Below are 14,438 nucleotides of genomic sequence, written 5' to 3' on the forward strand. Positions count from 1 at the left end.
GAGAACGAGAACCGGGGACCCGGGATGCAGGGACATCCGTAATGACGAGCCGCCCGTGGTGGAGTACTCCCCTTGGGTTCACTCGATGCTAGCGAATACATCGGCATGTCAGCTATGAGAAAGCTGAGTGCACGCTGCCGGTCCGCCGCGTCCCGGCGCCTCAGGCGGTCGGGCCGAGGATGAAGTTCCAGGCCCCCGTCAGCACGGCGACCGTGATCGCGACCACCGGGATCACCGCCGCGACGACCACCAGCACCGTGTCTCGTCGGTCCCACCTCGACTCCCGCGCCCACGAGCGTCGGCCGGTGCCGCCGAAGCCGCGGGCCTCCATGGCGGTGGCCAGTGAGGATCCGCGGCGGATGGCCAGCACGAACAGCGCGAAGGCCATGCCGATCGCTCGGCGCACCCGCCCCTCGTCGGCGACGCCGCGCGCCCGCCGCGCGAGTGCCAGTGCACGCCAGTCATCGGCGAGCAGGCCCAGCATCCGCATTCCGGCGAGCGCGCCGACGACGAACCTCGCCGGCAGCTTCACCCGCTGAGCCAGGTCGTCGGCGAGGTCGGTGGGGTCGACCGTGATGAAGAGCACCACGGCGGGCAGCCCGATCGCGAGCACCCGCACGGCAGTCGCTGCGGCGAGGGCGAGCGATCCGTCGCTGACGCGCATGACCAGCCACTCGAAGTGCACCGTGCCGCTGGTCGCGCCGTAGAGGGCGATGGTGACCGCGCTCAGCGGCGCTGCGATCCACAGCACGGCGGTGCGGGTCCAGAACTCCTTGGCCCGCAGCCCCGCGAGAAGGAGCAGCGGGATCTCGAGCAGCAGTGCGACGGATGCCGAGACGACGTCGATCGTCAGCACGAGCGGCAGCGCGATCAACAGCGCGGCGGCGAGCTTTGCAAGGGCCGAGCGAGGGGCGATCGGCCCCGGTCGTTCGATGCGGGCGGTCAGCGGATCGATCATCGGCCGACCTCGATGCGCCGCGCGTGCAGCGCTTCCAGCACGGCCTCGTCATGGCTGATCGCCACGATCGCCGTGCCCTCGTCGCGCAGCCGTGCGATGAGGCCGACGAGTTCGGCCCAGGTCGTGGCGTCTTGCCCGAAGGTGGGTTCGTCGAGCACCAGCATCCGGGGCCGAGTGGCGAGGGCCGCCGCGACCGTGAGCCGCCGTTTCTCCCCTCCCGACAGCGTGTAGGGGTTGGCTCCGGCGAGCGAGGTCAGCCGCAGCCGTTCGAGCAGGTCGTCGACACGAGCGGTGATCTCGGCGTCCGGCAGCTTCAGCGCCCGCGGTCCGACCGACAGCTCGTCGCGCACGGTCGTTGTGAGCAGCTGGTGCTCGGGCGTCTGCATGACCGACGCGATGCGGGTGAGCAGGGCTCGAGAAGACCAGCGGATGGGGTCGGGCTTCTCTCCCGCTGCGAGCGCGGGCAGAGCCGAGACCCGGCCATCCTCGGCCGGGATCAGCCCGGCGAGTGTGAGCCCGAGCGTCGATTTGCCTGCGCCGTTCGCGCCGGTCACTCCGAGCACCTCGCCCGCGCGCACCTCGACATCGAACGGACCGGCTACCGCGAGCCCGCGCCGGCGGGCGACGGTGAGACCGCGCGCTGCGAGGAGGGTCTCCCCCGGCTCGTGCGCCGGCGCGGGCGGAACGGCGGGCGGGTGGCCGGGAACCCACACACCGGATGCTGCGAGCTCGGCCCCTCGCGCGCCGAGAATCTCGTCCGGGCTGCCATCGGCCAGCACGACCGTGCCCTCCGGCTCGGCACCGAGCACGATCACTCGGGTGACGAGCGGCAGCCAGACGTCGATGCGATGCTCGATCACCACGAGGGTGGCGCCCGTGGCGTCGAGGGCGGCGGCGACGGCATCGCGCACGTCCTGCACTCCCTCGGGGTCGAGGTTGGCGGTCGGCTCGTCGAGGAGGATGGCGCCCGGTCGCATGGCCAGCACGCCGGCGAGAGCGAGACGCTGCTTCTGACCGCCCGACAGCGCGGCCGTCGACCGATCGGGTGCGACGTCGAGCTCGACGGCATCCAGCGCCGCGCGCACCCGGTGCCAGATCTCGTCACGAGGGACGCCGAGGTTCTCGCAGCCGAACGCGACGTCGTCGCCGACCCTGGCGAGGATCGTCTGCGTGTCGGGGTCCTGCAGCACCATGCCGACCCGACCGCGCGCCTCGGTGGGCGGCACGCCGTCGACGAGCAGACCACCGTGCGTCTCGCCCTCGTCCGCGCCTCCGAGCACCCCGCCGAATCCCTGCAGCAGGGTCGACTTGCCAGAGCCCGAGGCGCCCAGCAGCAGCACCCGCTCGCCGGGTTCGATGCGCAGGGCGATGTCGCGCACAGCCCAGCGCAGCCGCGTCGCGTACCGCCACCCCCAGCCGCGTGCTTCGAGGGTGGCGGGAGTCGTGGGCGAGCTCACACCCGTGCGGTGACCTCGCGGCCGGCGGCGAACCGGCTGAGGGCGCCCGTGGCTGCGAGTCCTCGGGCGATCAACCACGCTCCGAGTCCGGCGATGACGGCACCCGAGATGGTCGTCGAGACGATGTACACGCTGGTGAAGAGCGTGTCGGCACCGGCGTACCAGAGGATGCGGTCGTTGATGCCGCACGCGAGTCCTGCGCCGGCACCCGCCAGCATCGCGACGGGCAGACGCCAGACGCCGTAGAGGAACACGAGGAAGATCAGCTCGGCACCGAGACCCTGCACGAGGCCCGAGACGATGGTGAGCGGACCCCACGCGTTGCCGACGAGGGCCGAGATGATCGCGGCGACCAGCTCGGTGTAGAGCGCGGCACCCGGCTTGCGGATGATCAGCGCGCCGAGCACACCGGCGATGAGCCAGGGGCCGGCGAGCAGGCCCTGCACACCGGGGAGCAACGGCTTCAGGATGCTGCTGGGCACCTCGTAGCCGACGTTCCAGAGCAGGAAGATCAGCGCACAGGCGACGGCGATGACGCTGGCGACGACGATGTCGACGACCCGCCAGCGCCAGAGTTCAGGGCGACCGAGGCCCCTCGGGGCGTGCGAGACGGATGCGGATTCCGTGGTGGATCCGGACGTGGATGTACTCATCAGTGACTCCTCCCTGCGCTGGCATTACCCAGATCAGGTTCGACGGTCGAAGCGCGATTCGCTCCCTCTCAGCCCGGCTCGCCGGACTCCCGTGGTTGTTCTGACGATCTTACCCAGTGCCGACACTCACGTCTGCTCCTGTTGCAGCGACACGGATCCCTGCGCGAGTTCGGTACCGTGAGGAGGTGACCGCTCCTGACTCCGCCGAGGCCACCGCCTCCGCCGTTCCTGCGGGCGACGCGTCAACGCCCGATGCGTCAGCGCCTGCCGGGTCGACGGCTGAAGCGTCGGCGCCTGCTGAGTCAGCGCCTGCCGGTTCGACGGCAGCCGGCTCGACGGCGGCACAGCCTGATGCCGACGTCTCGTCGGCCGGCCCCGTGGATGGGACATCCGAATCGGATGCGGGTGACGACGCCGCCGCGCTCGGCGCTCTGGAGACCGCTCTCGCCACTCCCGATCCCGAGACGACTCCCGATGCCCAGTGGGCGGAGGGCACCAGCGGTGGGACGCCGCTGACGTGGGTCGATGCGGTCGAAGTCGCTCGACACCCCGCGATCGAGGCGCTCGATGAGACGCCTCCCCCGGCGAGCGGCGGCGCACTTCTGACGGGAGCGCACCTGCGCCCCGCGATCACTCGCCCCGGCGTTCTGGTCCCGCTCGGTGTTCTCGTCGGATTGCTCGGCACCTATGTCGGGTCGGCCATGCTGTGGCCGTTGCACGAGGTGGCGCCGACGGTGCAGGCAGTGGAGCTCACGACCGTCGCCGCACCCGCGGCCGCGATCACCTGGCCCACCCAGGGAAGCGCGGCTGTGGGAATCGGCGGAATAGGCACGATGTCGTCGTCGCTCGATGCGGCTGCGATCGCGAGCGTCACCAAGGTGGTCTCGAGCCTGATGGTGCTCGATCGAATGCCTCTCGCCGTGGGCGAGCAGGGCCCGGAGTTCTCGTTCACGCGGGCAGACAACCTGGCGTACTGGGACTACCGCCGCTCCGACCAGTCGGCACTCGACGTGCCCGTGGGCGGCACTCTCACCGAGTTCCAGCTCCTGCAGGGAACGCTGCTCGGTTCGGCGAACAACTACATCGATCGTCTCTCGCAGGAGATCTGGGGCTCCCCGTCGGCATTCACCGCCGCGGCGGAGGTGTGGCTGCGCGACCGCGGCCTCGACGGCATCACGATCGTGACCCCGTCTGGCTTCGACGACCGCAACAGGGCCACGCCCGAGTCGCTCGTCGCGCTCGCCGAGCTGGCGATGCAGAATCCCGTGTTCGCCGGCATCGTCGGCACCCCGTCGGTCGATCTTCCGGGCGCGGGCACGGTGGTGAACACGAACGGGATGCTGGCGGATCCTGGCGTGGTCGGCGTCAAGACCGGCACGCTCGGAGACAGTTGGAACCTGTTGACCGCGAAGGTCATCACCATCGACGACACGACCGTGCACCTCTATGCGTCGGTTCTCGGGCAGGCCGACGATGAGCAGCGCCTCGCCCAGACCCGCTCGCTGTTCTCGCAGGTCGAGACCGCCTTGGAGCAGCAGGCTCCCTCTGTCGCGGCGGGCACGGTCGTCGGCACGGTCACGACGCCGTGGGGTGCGACCGCCGATGTCGTGACGGATGCCGACGCCGACATCGTGCTGTGGAACGGCGCGATGGCCGAGGCCTCGACCGACTTCTCCCTCGGCGACGACCGCGAATCGGGCGACGAGGTCGGCACGATGACGAGCACCGGACCGTTGAACACGGTGACGACGTCGCTGTCGCTCGCAGAAGACGTCGATGCCCCCAGCCCGTGGTGGCGCCTGACCCATCCGCTCGAGCTCCTCGGCATCACCGAAGCTCAGCGCTGAGGACAGCAGAATGCCCCGCCCCCGAATGAACGGGAGTCGGGGCAATCTGCTGATCAGGTCAGGTGCTGACAAGGTCGCGCGCTGACCCGGTCTGGTGCTGACCGGGTCTCGTGCGGATCAGGCCCTCTGGCCGCCGTCATCCGGACGCTCGACGACCGCCTGCGCGGCTGCAGCCTCGGCGGCAGGAACCTGCGCCCCGACCGAGACTCCGACCTGTGCTGCCGCAGCCGCTTCTTCGGCGTCGCCGCTGACGACGACAGGGGTCGAGCCCGTGAGCGCGTCCTCTGCGTCGATGTCGGTCGCCGCCTGCTCGAACTGCGACTGGTAGAGGCGCCAGTACGCGCCCTGCGCGGTGATGAGCTCGTCGTGCGTGCCCTTCTCGACGATGTCACCGTGCTCCATCACGAGGATGAGGTCGGCGTCGCGGATGGTCGACAGACGGTGGGCGATCACGAACGATGTGCGTCCCTGGCGCAGCGCCGCCATCGCGTGCTGCAGCAGCACCTCGGTGCGGGTGTCGACCGCCGACGTCGCCTCGTCGAGGATCAGGATCGACGGCTGAGCGACGAACGCCCGGGCGATCGTGATCAGCTGGCGTTCACCCGCTGAGACGTTCGACGCGTCCTCGTCGAGCACCGTGTCGTAGCCCTCGGGGAGGGAGCGCACGAAGCGATCGACATACGTCGCCTTCGCCGCCTCGAGAACCTCTTCGTCGGTCGCCGTGGAGCGCCCGTATCGGATGTTCTCGCGGATGCTCCCGGCGAACAGCCACGGGTCCTGCAACACCATGCCGGTGCGCGAGCGCAGCTGCTCGCGAGTGACCTCCGAGATGTCCTGGCCGTCGAGCAGGATCCGCCCGCCGTTCAGTTCGTAGAACCGCATGATGAGGTTGACGAGCGTCGTCTTGCCCGCTCCCGTCGGACCGACGATCGCGACCGTCTGACCGGGCTCGACCCGGAACGAGAGGTCGGTGATGAGCGGACGCTCGGGCGTGTACGAGAACGCGACGTTCTCGAACTCCACGACGCCCTTGCCGTCGGCGAGCTTCGGAGCGTCGATGGCATCGGCCTCCTGCTCTTCGGTGTCGAGCAGCTCGAACACCCGCTCGGCGGACGCCGTTCCGGACTGCACGACCGCGGCCATGCCACCGAGCTCCGACAGCGGCTGCGTGAACTGCTGCGAGTACTGGATGAACGCCTGCACGTCTCCGAGACGCAGCTGTCCGCTCGCGACCATAAGACCGCCGAGCACCGCGATGCCCACATAGGTGAGGCTGCCGACGAAGGTCATCGCCGGCATGATGATGCCGGAGAGGAACTGCGCCTTGAAGCTCGCCTGGAACAGCTCCTCGTTCTCGTCCTTGAACTTCTCGAGCGCATCCTGCTCGCGACCGAAGACCTTGACCAGCGCGTGGCCGGAGAAAGCCTCTTCGACGCGGGCGTTCAGTCGGCCGACCTTGCGCCACTGAGTGCCGAACGCCTTCTGCGACCGCGGGCCGATGACACCGAAGATCACGCCCATGAGCGGCAGTGCCACCAGAGCGACGAGCGCGAGCTGCCACGAGATCGAGAACATCAGCACCAGCACGCCCACGACCGTGAGCACGGCCGTGATCGCGCCCGACAGCGACTGCTGCATCGTCTGCGTGATGTTGTCGATGTCGTTGGTCACACGCGAGATCAGGTCGCCGCGCTGCACCTTGTCGAAGTACGACAGGGGCAGGCGGTTGATCTTCGCCTCGACCTCTTCGCGCAGGCGCCACATGGTGCGCACCATGATGACGTTGATCACGTAGCCCTGGAGCCAGCTGAGGAAGGCGGCCGTGACGTAGATCGCCAGCACAGCGATGATGATCCACCGCAGCGCGTCGAAGTCGACGCCGTCACCGACCCGGAAGCTGCCGAGAGCCTCGACCTGGTTGGCGAAGTCGTCCTGCCCGCCCTGGCGGAGCGCGTCGACGACGTCGTCCTGCGGGGTGCCTGCGGGGAAACCGGGGAAGTCCCCGTTCGCCTGAGCGAGCTGCACCGAGATGAAGCCCTTGTAGATGAGGTTCGTTGCCTCGCCGAGCACCTTCGGTGCCGCGACCGTCAGCACGACGCCGACGGCGCCGGCGATCGACACCAGGATGAACCACACGGCCGACGGCTTCAGCAGCCCGATCATCCGGCTGAAGCTCTGGCCGAAGTTGTCGGCCTTGCCGGGTGCGACGCTGTCCCAGCCGCCGCCGTCCTGGCGCGCCTTCTCGGCGAGCTCGGCCTCGTACTTCTCTTCTTCGGTCAGTTCGGGCTCGACCGCAGTGGTCGCGGCCGTGGCCTTGGCCGCGCGACCGCGGCGGGTCTGAGGAGTGTTCTGCTCGCTCATGCGTCCACCCCCAGCTGCGATTCGACGATCTCTCGGTACGTGGTGCTCGTCTCGAGAAGCTCCTCGTGCGTGCCGACGCCGACCATGGTGCCCCCTTCGAGCACGACGATGCGATTCGCATCGGTGATGGATGAGACGCGCTGCGCGACAACGATCTTCGTCACGTGCGGCAGCTCACGCCACAGGGCCTGCCTCAACCGGGCGTCGGTGGTGAGGTCGAGCGCCGAGAACGAGTCGTCGAACACCAGGATCTGCGGCTGACGGACGATAGCGCGGGCGATCGCCAGACGCTGACGCTGGCCGCCGGAGACGTTCGTGCCGCCCTGGGTGATGCGCGATTCGAGGCCCTGCGGCATCTCTTCGACGAAGTCACGGCCCTGAGCGATCTCGAGGGCGTGCCAGAGCTCTTCGTCGGTCGCGTCCTCTCTGCCGTAGCGGAGGTTCGACGCCACCGTGCCGGTGAAGAGGAACGGACGCTGCGGAACGAGGCCGATCGTCGCCCACAGCGACTCGACGTCCGCCTCGCGGACATCGGCGCCGCCGACGAAGACGGCTCCGCCCGAGACGTCGAAGAGTCGCGGGATCAACGACACGAGTGTCGTCTTGCCCGCACCGGTAGAACCGACGATCGCGACGGTCTCGCCGGGCTCTGCCGCGAAGCTGATGCCCTTGAGCACGGGAGAGTCGGCCCCGGGATAGGTGAACTCGACATCGTCGAAGGCGACCGAGCCGGGGGTCGGGAAGTCGGTGACACCGTTCGCCGGGCGCTCCATGCTCGACTGCGTGTCGAGGACCTCGCCGATGCGCTCGGCCGAGACCGCAGCGCGCGGGATCATGATCGCCATGAAGCTGGCCATGATGACGCCGCCCATGATCTGACCGATGTACTGCATGAAGGCGAAGATCGTGCCGACCTGCACCGTGCCGCTGTTGACCTCGATGCCACCGAACCACACGACCGCCACGATCGTGACATTGAGGATCAGCATGAACAGCGGAAACAGCAGGACGAACAGGGAGCCGACCTTGCGACCGACCACCATGATGTCGGTGTTGGCGCCGCGGAAGCGCTCTTCTTCGATGTTCTCTCGGACGAACGCTCGCACGACGCGCACACCCGTGAGCTGCTCGCGCAGCACTCGGTTCACGGTGTCGAGCTTGCCCTGGTAGCTGCGGAACAGCGGAACCATGCGGCTGACCACGAGCCCGGCGACGATCAGCAGCAGCGGCACGGACACGGCGATGAGCCAGCTCAGACCGATGTTCGTCTGCACGGCGAAGATGATGCCGCCGATCGCGAGCAGCGGCGCGGTGACGAGCATGGTGGCGCCCATCATCGCGAGCATCTGCACCTGCTGCACGTCGTTCGTGTTGCGCGTGATGAGGGAGCCGGCACCGAACTGCGACACCTCGCGCTCGGAGAATCCGCTGACCTTGGCGAAGACGTCGGCGCGGATGTCGCGCCCCGCGCCCATGGACGCGCGGGCGGCGAAGTAGGTCGCGATGACCGAGGCGATGATCTGGCCGAGCGAGACGGCGAGCATGAAGAGCCCTGTGCGCCAGATGTAGGCGGTGTCTGACTGGGCGACGCCCTTGTTGATGATGTCTTCGTTCAGGCGCGGGAGGTAGAGAGTGGCGAGCGCGCTGGCGAACTGGAACACCAGGACAGCCGCGAGCAGCCACTTATAGCGGGCGAGATAACGGAGGAGGATTTTTCCCAGCACAGGCGGACTTTCTAGGAAGGATGAATCGGCGGATCTCCCGACGGGCGGACGCAGGCCGACGATCACGCACTTGCAAGAGTGGCATGAACTTCGGACATTCGTATCCCCCGATGGGCGGACCTTCGCTGACAGCGAACCATTTCACCTACGGCCAGCGGTTTATGCACCGCGGAGAACAACCGCAGATATACCGAAATACCTCAGAACAGCGAGTGCTCGGGCACGAAATCCCGAGCCTCGGCTCCGGCATCCGACGGAAGTTCAGCGATGGTCGCCGGGTTCCACTTCGGATTGCGGTCCTTGTCGATGAGCTGGGCGCGGATGCCCTCGACGAGATCGGGATGCCGCGTCACGAACCACATCACGCGGCGGTACTCACCCTCGAGAGCAGCACGCAGGTTCGGCAGTCGACGCGCCTCCCTGATGGCGTCGAGGGTGACGGCGAGTCCGGTCGGGGCCAGGCTCTCGAGCAGGTCTGCGGTCGTCGCGGCATCCGCAGCCTCCTCCGAACGCAGGCGCGACACGATCTCCGTGATCGTGTCGGCCGAGAAGGCGCGATCGATCCAGTCGCGTGAAGCCGGCAGAGCAGACGGCTCAGGAGTCTCGTCGAACAGCAGCACGATCTCGGCCGGCCCGGTCGGGTCGGCGCGATACGCGAGCGCCTCGCGCAGCGCGTCGAGCCGATCGGACGGCACGAAGTGGTCGGCGAAGCCGAGCAGCACGGCATCCGCTCCGTTCATCGTCGAGCCCGTGAGTCCGAAGTACTCGCCGAACCGGCCGGGCATGCGCCCCAGCAGCCACGTGCCGCCGACATCCGGGGTGAAGCCGATCCGCGTCTCAGGCATCGCCAGCTTCGAGCGCTCGGTCACGATGCGGATCGCCGCGTGACCTGCGAGTCCGACGCCCCCGCCCATCGTGATGCCGTCGGCGACAGAGACGATGGGCTTCGGGTACTCCGCGATCATCGCGTTCAGCGCGTACTCGGCGCGGAAGAACTCGGTGGTCTCCTCGGTGCGTCCCGCCACGATCTGCGCATGCAGTCCGCGGACGTCTCCCCCGGCGCACATGCCCCGCTCGCCCGCGCCGTCGATGACGACGATCTGCACATCGGTGTCGTGACGCCAGTTCTCGAGTGCCTGCGTCAGCAGCTGGATCATCCCGGGGTCGAGCGCGTTGATCGCCTCCGGCCGGTTCAGGGTCAGCCTGCCGAGGGCTCCTTCGGTGCGGACGAGGACCCGGGGAGCTGCACTGGATTCGGTCACGGGTGCCAGGCTACCCGGTGGACGGACCCTTGCATCCGGCCGCGTTTGTAGGGTAAATGCACGATCCTGCGGCTTTTCCGGCAGGATAGACAGAACTGCCCACTGCAACGAGAGGTCGCAGATGCCCGACGGACAGGTGCTCGAGTTCACGCACGTCACGAAGCGCTTCAACGACGTGACGGCGGTGTCCGACTTCTCCGCGCGAGTCGAGCCCGGTGTCGTGACCGCTTTCCTCGGCCCGAACGGCGCCGGAAAGACCACCACCCTGCGCATCCTCCTCGGGCAGGTGCGCGCCACGAGCGGCACCGCCACGATCGGTGGAACCGCGCATTCAGAGCTGCGCCACCCGCTGCGCACGATCGGATCCGTCCTGGAGGAGACCGCTTATCGCCCTCGCCGATCGGCCTCGCGCCAGCTGACGATCGCGGCCAAGGCCAACGGCATCCCCCTCTCGCGTGTCGACGAGGTCCTCTCGCTGGTCGGTCTCGAGCACGAGGCCGACGGGCGCATCGGCAGCTTCTCGCTCGGAATGCGTCAGCGACTCAGCGTGGCCCATGCGTTGCTGGGCGACCCCGGCGCTCTGGTCTTCGACGAACCGGCGAACGGCCTCGACCCGGAGGGCATCCGCTGGATCCGCCTCCTCCTGCGCCGCCTCGCCGACGAGGGCCGCACGGTTCTCGTCTCCTCGCACGTGCTGAGTGAGATCGAGCAGGTCGCAGACCACGTGCTCGTGCTCTCGAAGGGCCAGCTCGTGCTCTCGAGCGGCATCGAGAAGCTCGCCGACCCGTCTGCAGGTTCGGTCGTCGTCGACGCGGCGGATCGTGGCGCGCTCAAGTCGGCGCTCTCGGCGGCCGGCCTCGAGGTCGAGGTGCTCCGCTCGGGTCTCACCGTTCGCGGCAGCAACGCGGGAGCGGTCGGCGCCATCGCGGCTTCGGCCGGCATCGCCCTCGCCACCCTGGTGCAGCGCGGCCCCACTCTCGAGGACGTCTTCATCGAGCTCGTCCGCGGCGGCAGGCTCGCACCGCAGGCCATCACCGCCGCGCCGGTCCCCGATTCCGCACCGGTCACGGATGCCGAAGCGCCGGTCGCGGATGCCGAAGCACCGGTCGTCGGTGTCGCGGCGGCGGTCGTCGGTGTCGCAGCGGCACCCGATTCGCAGGTCGAGGCTGACTCCGAGCGTGCCGACTCCGAGACCTCCCCGACTCAGGATGTCGCCGAGCCTGATGTCGCCGAGTCCGATTCGGTCGACTCTGATGTCGCCGAGTCCGATGTCGCCGAGTCCGATGCGGCCGCGTCCGATGCGGCCGCATCCGATGCGGCACGTGCAGAGGCTGACGCGGCGGATGCCGAGGCCGACGCCGCAGCGGACGCGGCGGATGCGGCTCGCGATGTCGAGTACGCCGCGGCAGAGCTCCGCTACGCAGCGGATGCCTCGGATGCGAACGATGCGGAGGATGCGGCCGACGTCGCCTCGGAAGCAGCGCATGCACACGGTGACGATGCCCCCGGCGACGATGACTCGGCAGGCGGATCGACTGAGCCGGCGACGCCCACGGATGCCGAGGAGAAGGGCGCCCGGCCGTCGTTCGACGACATCCTGTTCGGCACCGTCCCGGCCGATGGGGCGGACGCTCACGTCGACGAAGACACCGACACCGACACCCCCGACGCCGACGCCGACGCCGCTGACGAGACCGACACGACTGCGAACGTGGACGGCACCGGCGAGCACTCCGGGGTCGAGTTCTTCGCCGAGGTGCACGACTCCGACGAGTCCAATGAGTCCGACGAGTCCGATGAGTCCGACGAGTCGGCGGATTCCCGGACTTCCGATGACGACCCTCGCTCGGCGGCCGTCACCTCGATGCTCGCCGCCGCTGCTCGCGCGTACTACGAGGACGAGCCCAAGGACTATCCGCTCGGAGACGCCGACGCATCGGCGGAGGCAGACGCGGATGCCGCTCCGGAGGCGACCGACGGTCGCGATGGGCAGCAGCACGAGGGCGAGCACCACGACGGCGAGCAGCATGAGCAGCACGAGGGCCAGCACCACGAGCACCACGAGGGCGAGCACGACCGGTCCTGAGGCCGCCTCGAACAGGCCCCTGATGCGAACGCCCTCCGCGCCACAAGGCTGCGGAGGGCGTTCGCTCGTTCTCGGGTCGCTCAGGCGGGCCGCGGGCGGATCACCGGACGGCGACTCCCCTTCGAGGTCGGCGTAGGCGCCGTCGCGACGATCTCCTCGACGTCCGCCGGCTCATCGGACACCTCAAGTCGGAGCGCCTGGGTCAATGCGAGGCCGTGCCTCGTCGTGAGGATCAGTCGTCGGTACTGCGCGTCACCCGAGAGGTCGATGACCACGCTGGGACGTCGGCGGCGGATGAGCACGAAATCGACGCTGCCCGCGGCCTTCCACGTTCCTGCGGCGAGCACGCCGGGAATGTGCGTTCCCGGATTCGGCACCCCGCGCAGCCAGGTCCACGCGTCGTCGATCAGCTGCACCTTGGTGATGGTGTCGCGCACGAGCCGCACGTTGTCACGGTGGAAGCTCGCCGCACGCTCGATCGGCGAGAGCACGATCTCGAGTTGCGTCTGGTCCAGCAGCAACGTCACCATGCGTCCAGTCTGCCAGCGGCACCCTTCCAGATGTCTGTGTCTTGTTCACAGGAAGGCAACGATCCCTTGTCGGTTCCCACGATTCCACCCCTCTTCCATTCCGATGTTCTGCTCGACCTTCGAACAAATCTACTAGAATCGAAGCATGACATCCGCCACCGATCCCGACCTCGAGCAGCGCGCTGAGCTGCTCGACTCGTGGGTCGAGAAGCGGCGACAGATCGCCAGCCTCGAAGCTGAGGCGTCCGATCTTCTCGCTGAGCGGATGCGCCTGAGCCGGTCGGACTCCGACGAGAATCCGTTCCACCGCGATGCCATCCACAGATCGATGATCGCGGAGTACTCCGCAGCGGGCCGCCTGAGCCAGGGCAGCATCGAGTACGCCTTCACCGATGCCGGATTCCTCGACGCCAGCCACCCCGGCGTTCGCTCGGCTTTCAGAGCGGGCAGCATCACGGCCGCGCACGTCCGCGAGATCGTGCGTGCCGCCGGAGTGGTCCGCGAGGCCGTCAACAACGGGCGAGCGGATGCCGACGTGCTGCCCCTGTACGACACGGTCGCCGTCATCGTGGCCGAGGGCGAGACTCCTGCCCGCACACGAGTGCACCTGCGCGAGCTGGCAGCCGTCCTGGCAGGCTCCACGGTCGCCGAGCGCCATGCGCGCTCGAAGGCGGAGCGCACCGTCACAGTGCGGCCGGCAGGAGACGGCCTCTCCGTGCTGACGGTCGTGCTGCCCGAGCATCTCGCGACGGCGATCCTCGACCGCCTCACCCGACTCGCGCGCGCCGTGATCGATGGACGGAACGACCGTGAGCCGACTCTCGATCCGATCGACGACGGCGAGAATCCGATCCGCCCCGAAGACATCGCGCAAGACGACCCGTCCCGCGACGATTACGCGATCTTCGGCGACGGGACTTTCACGACCGACCCGACCGAGCCGACAGTCGAGCACATCCCCTGTGACAGCCGCACGATCGATCAGGTTCGGACAGATCTGCTGATCGACCTCCTGCTCGCCTCCGATCCGAGCGCCGCGAACGGCTCAGGACTCGACAACATTCAGGGGCGCATCCACGTCACCGTCGCCGCCACGACGCTCGCGGGCTGCGACGATCGCCCCGCGCAGCTCGACGGACACGGGCCGCTGCATCCCGATATCGCGCGTGATCTCGCTGGCCGCAACGGCGGGTGGACCCGGTTGTTCCTCGATCCGACCGGACTGGTCGTCGAAACCGACACCTACCGGCCGACAGAACCCATGCGACGGTTCCTCCGAGCGCGAGATCAGCACTGCCGGTTCCCCGGCTGCAGGATGCCGGTGCATCGATGCCAGATCGACCACACCTTCGATCACGCGAAGGGCGGGCGGACCGAGATCCACAACCTCGCCCATCTGTGCGCCCGGCACCACTCGCTCAAGCATCCGGATGTTGCTGACGACCATCGCTGGACCGCACAGCAGCTTCCCGACGGCACGATCGACTGGTTCAGCCCGCTCGGCCGCACCTATCGGGACTCACCACGGCGACGAGTGATGTTCGCCTGAGGTTCTGGGCG

At 68.5% G+C, this 14,438-nt stretch carries 10 protein-coding genes and 1 riboswitch; of the genes, 3 read left to right on the plus strand and 7 right to left on the minus strand.

What is annotated here, in order from left to right; genetic code table 11:
* Nucleotides 1–160: 160 nt before the first annotated feature.
* The 3 genes from RQG82_RS04350 to RQG82_RS04360 form a co-directional block, all read right to left on the minus strand.
* Nucleotides 161–958 carry an energy-coupling factor transporter transmembrane component T gene (locus RQG82_RS04350; protein ID WP_311257912.1) on the minus strand — a complete coding sequence of 266 codons (798 nt, stop codon included), beginning with the start codon at nt 956–958 and terminating at the stop codon, nt 161–163.
* Nucleotides 955–2,415 carry an ABC transporter ATP-binding protein gene (locus RQG82_RS04355; RefSeq protein WP_396653555.1) on the minus strand — a complete coding sequence of 487 codons (1,461 nt, stop codon included), beginning with the start codon at nt 2,413–2,415 and terminating at the stop codon, nt 955–957. The genes RQG82_RS04350 and RQG82_RS04355 overlap by 4 nt, the downstream gene beginning before the upstream one ends.
* Entirely contained in the window at nt 2,412–3,068 is a 657-nt protein-coding gene (locus RQG82_RS04360) for an ECF transporter S component (RefSeq protein WP_311257913.1), read from the minus strand. The genes RQG82_RS04355 and RQG82_RS04360 overlap by 4 nt, the downstream gene beginning before the upstream one ends.
* Nucleotides 3,062–3,171: riboswitch (TPP riboswitch) on the minus strand. (Overlaps the previous gene by 7 nt.)
* A gap of 82 nt (nt 3,172–3,253) precedes the next feature.
* Here RQG82_RS04360 and RQG82_RS04365 point away from each other — a divergent pair.
* Nucleotides 3,254–4,915: a D-alanyl-D-alanine carboxypeptidase gene (locus RQG82_RS04365; RefSeq protein ID WP_311257914.1), complete on the plus strand. Its 1,662-nt coding sequence runs from the start codon at nt 3,254–3,256 to the stop codon at nt 4,913–4,915.
* Between the two features lie 117 nt (nt 4,916–5,032).
* On the opposite strand, the gene RQG82_RS04370 is transcribed toward RQG82_RS04365, so the two are convergent.
* From RQG82_RS04370 to RQG82_RS04380, 3 genes are all read right to left on the minus strand, one after another.
* Nucleotides 5,033–7,276, minus strand: a complete 2,244-nt coding sequence (locus RQG82_RS04370) for an ABC transporter ATP-binding protein (protein WP_311257915.1) — start codon at nt 7,274–7,276, stop codon at nt 5,033–5,035.
* Nucleotides 7,273–9,000: an ABC transporter ATP-binding protein gene (locus RQG82_RS04375; protein WP_311257916.1), complete on the minus strand. Its 1,728-nt coding sequence runs from the start codon at nt 8,998–9,000 to the stop codon at nt 7,273–7,275. Before RQG82_RS04375 ends, RQG82_RS04370 begins: the two co-directional genes overlap by 4 nt.
* Before the next feature lie 200 nt (nt 9,001–9,200).
* Entirely contained in the window at nt 9,201–10,262 is a 1,062-nt protein-coding gene (locus tag RQG82_RS04380; RefSeq protein ID WP_311257917.1) for an enoyl-CoA hydratase/isomerase family protein, read from the minus strand.
* 121 nt (nt 10,263–10,383) lie between these two features.
* Between RQG82_RS04380 and RQG82_RS04385 the strand changes: the two genes are divergently transcribed.
* Complete coding sequence (locus tag RQG82_RS04385; RefSeq protein WP_311257918.1) at nt 10,384–12,348, plus strand: ATP-binding cassette domain-containing protein; 1,965 nt, start codon at nt 10,384–10,386, stop codon at nt 12,346–12,348.
* Between the two features lie 80 nt (nt 12,349–12,428).
* Here RQG82_RS04385 and RQG82_RS04390 read toward each other — a convergent pair whose 3' ends face one another.
* Nucleotides 12,429–12,878, minus strand: a complete 450-nt coding sequence (locus tag RQG82_RS04390) for a hypothetical protein (protein ID WP_311257919.1) — start codon at nt 12,876–12,878, stop codon at nt 12,429–12,431.
* A gap of 145 nt (nt 12,879–13,023) precedes the next feature.
* On the opposite strand from RQG82_RS04390, the gene RQG82_RS04395 reads away from it, so the two are divergent.
* Complete coding sequence (locus tag RQG82_RS04395; RefSeq protein ID WP_311257920.1) at nt 13,024–14,427, plus strand: DUF222 domain-containing protein; 1,404 nt, start codon at nt 13,024–13,026, stop codon at nt 14,425–14,427.
* Nucleotides 14,428–14,438: the final 11 nt, after the last annotated feature.

It is taken from the genome of Microbacterium sp. WCS2018Hpa-9, from assembly GCF_031843745.1.
GTDB lineage: Bacteria > Actinomycetota > Actinomycetes > Actinomycetales > Microbacteriaceae > Microbacterium.

Excerpts from the sequence above, each read along its gene's own strand:
- RQG82_RS04395 (WP_311257920.1), top strand. The coding sequence starts at position 13,024 with ATGACATCCGCCACCGATCCCGACCTCGAGCAGCGCGCTGAGCTGCTC.
- RQG82_RS04370 (WP_311257915.1), bottom strand. The coding sequence starts at position 7,276 with ATGAGCGAGCAGAACACTCCTCAGACCCGCCGCGGTCGCGCGGCCAAG.
- RQG82_RS04385 (WP_311257918.1), top strand. The coding sequence starts at position 10,384 with ATGCCCGACGGACAGGTGCTCGAGTTCACGCACGTCACGAAGCGCTTC.
- RQG82_RS04360 (WP_311257913.1), bottom strand. The coding sequence starts at position 3,068 with ATGAGTACATCCACGTCCGGATCCACCACGGAATCCGCATCCGTCTCG.
- RQG82_RS04350 (WP_311257912.1), bottom strand. The coding sequence starts at position 958 with ATGATCGATCCGCTGACCGCCCGCATCGAACGACCGGGGCCGATCGCC.
- RQG82_RS04390 (WP_311257919.1), bottom strand. The coding sequence starts at position 12,878 with ATGGTGACGTTGCTGCTGGACCAGACGCAACTCGAGATCGTGCTCTCG.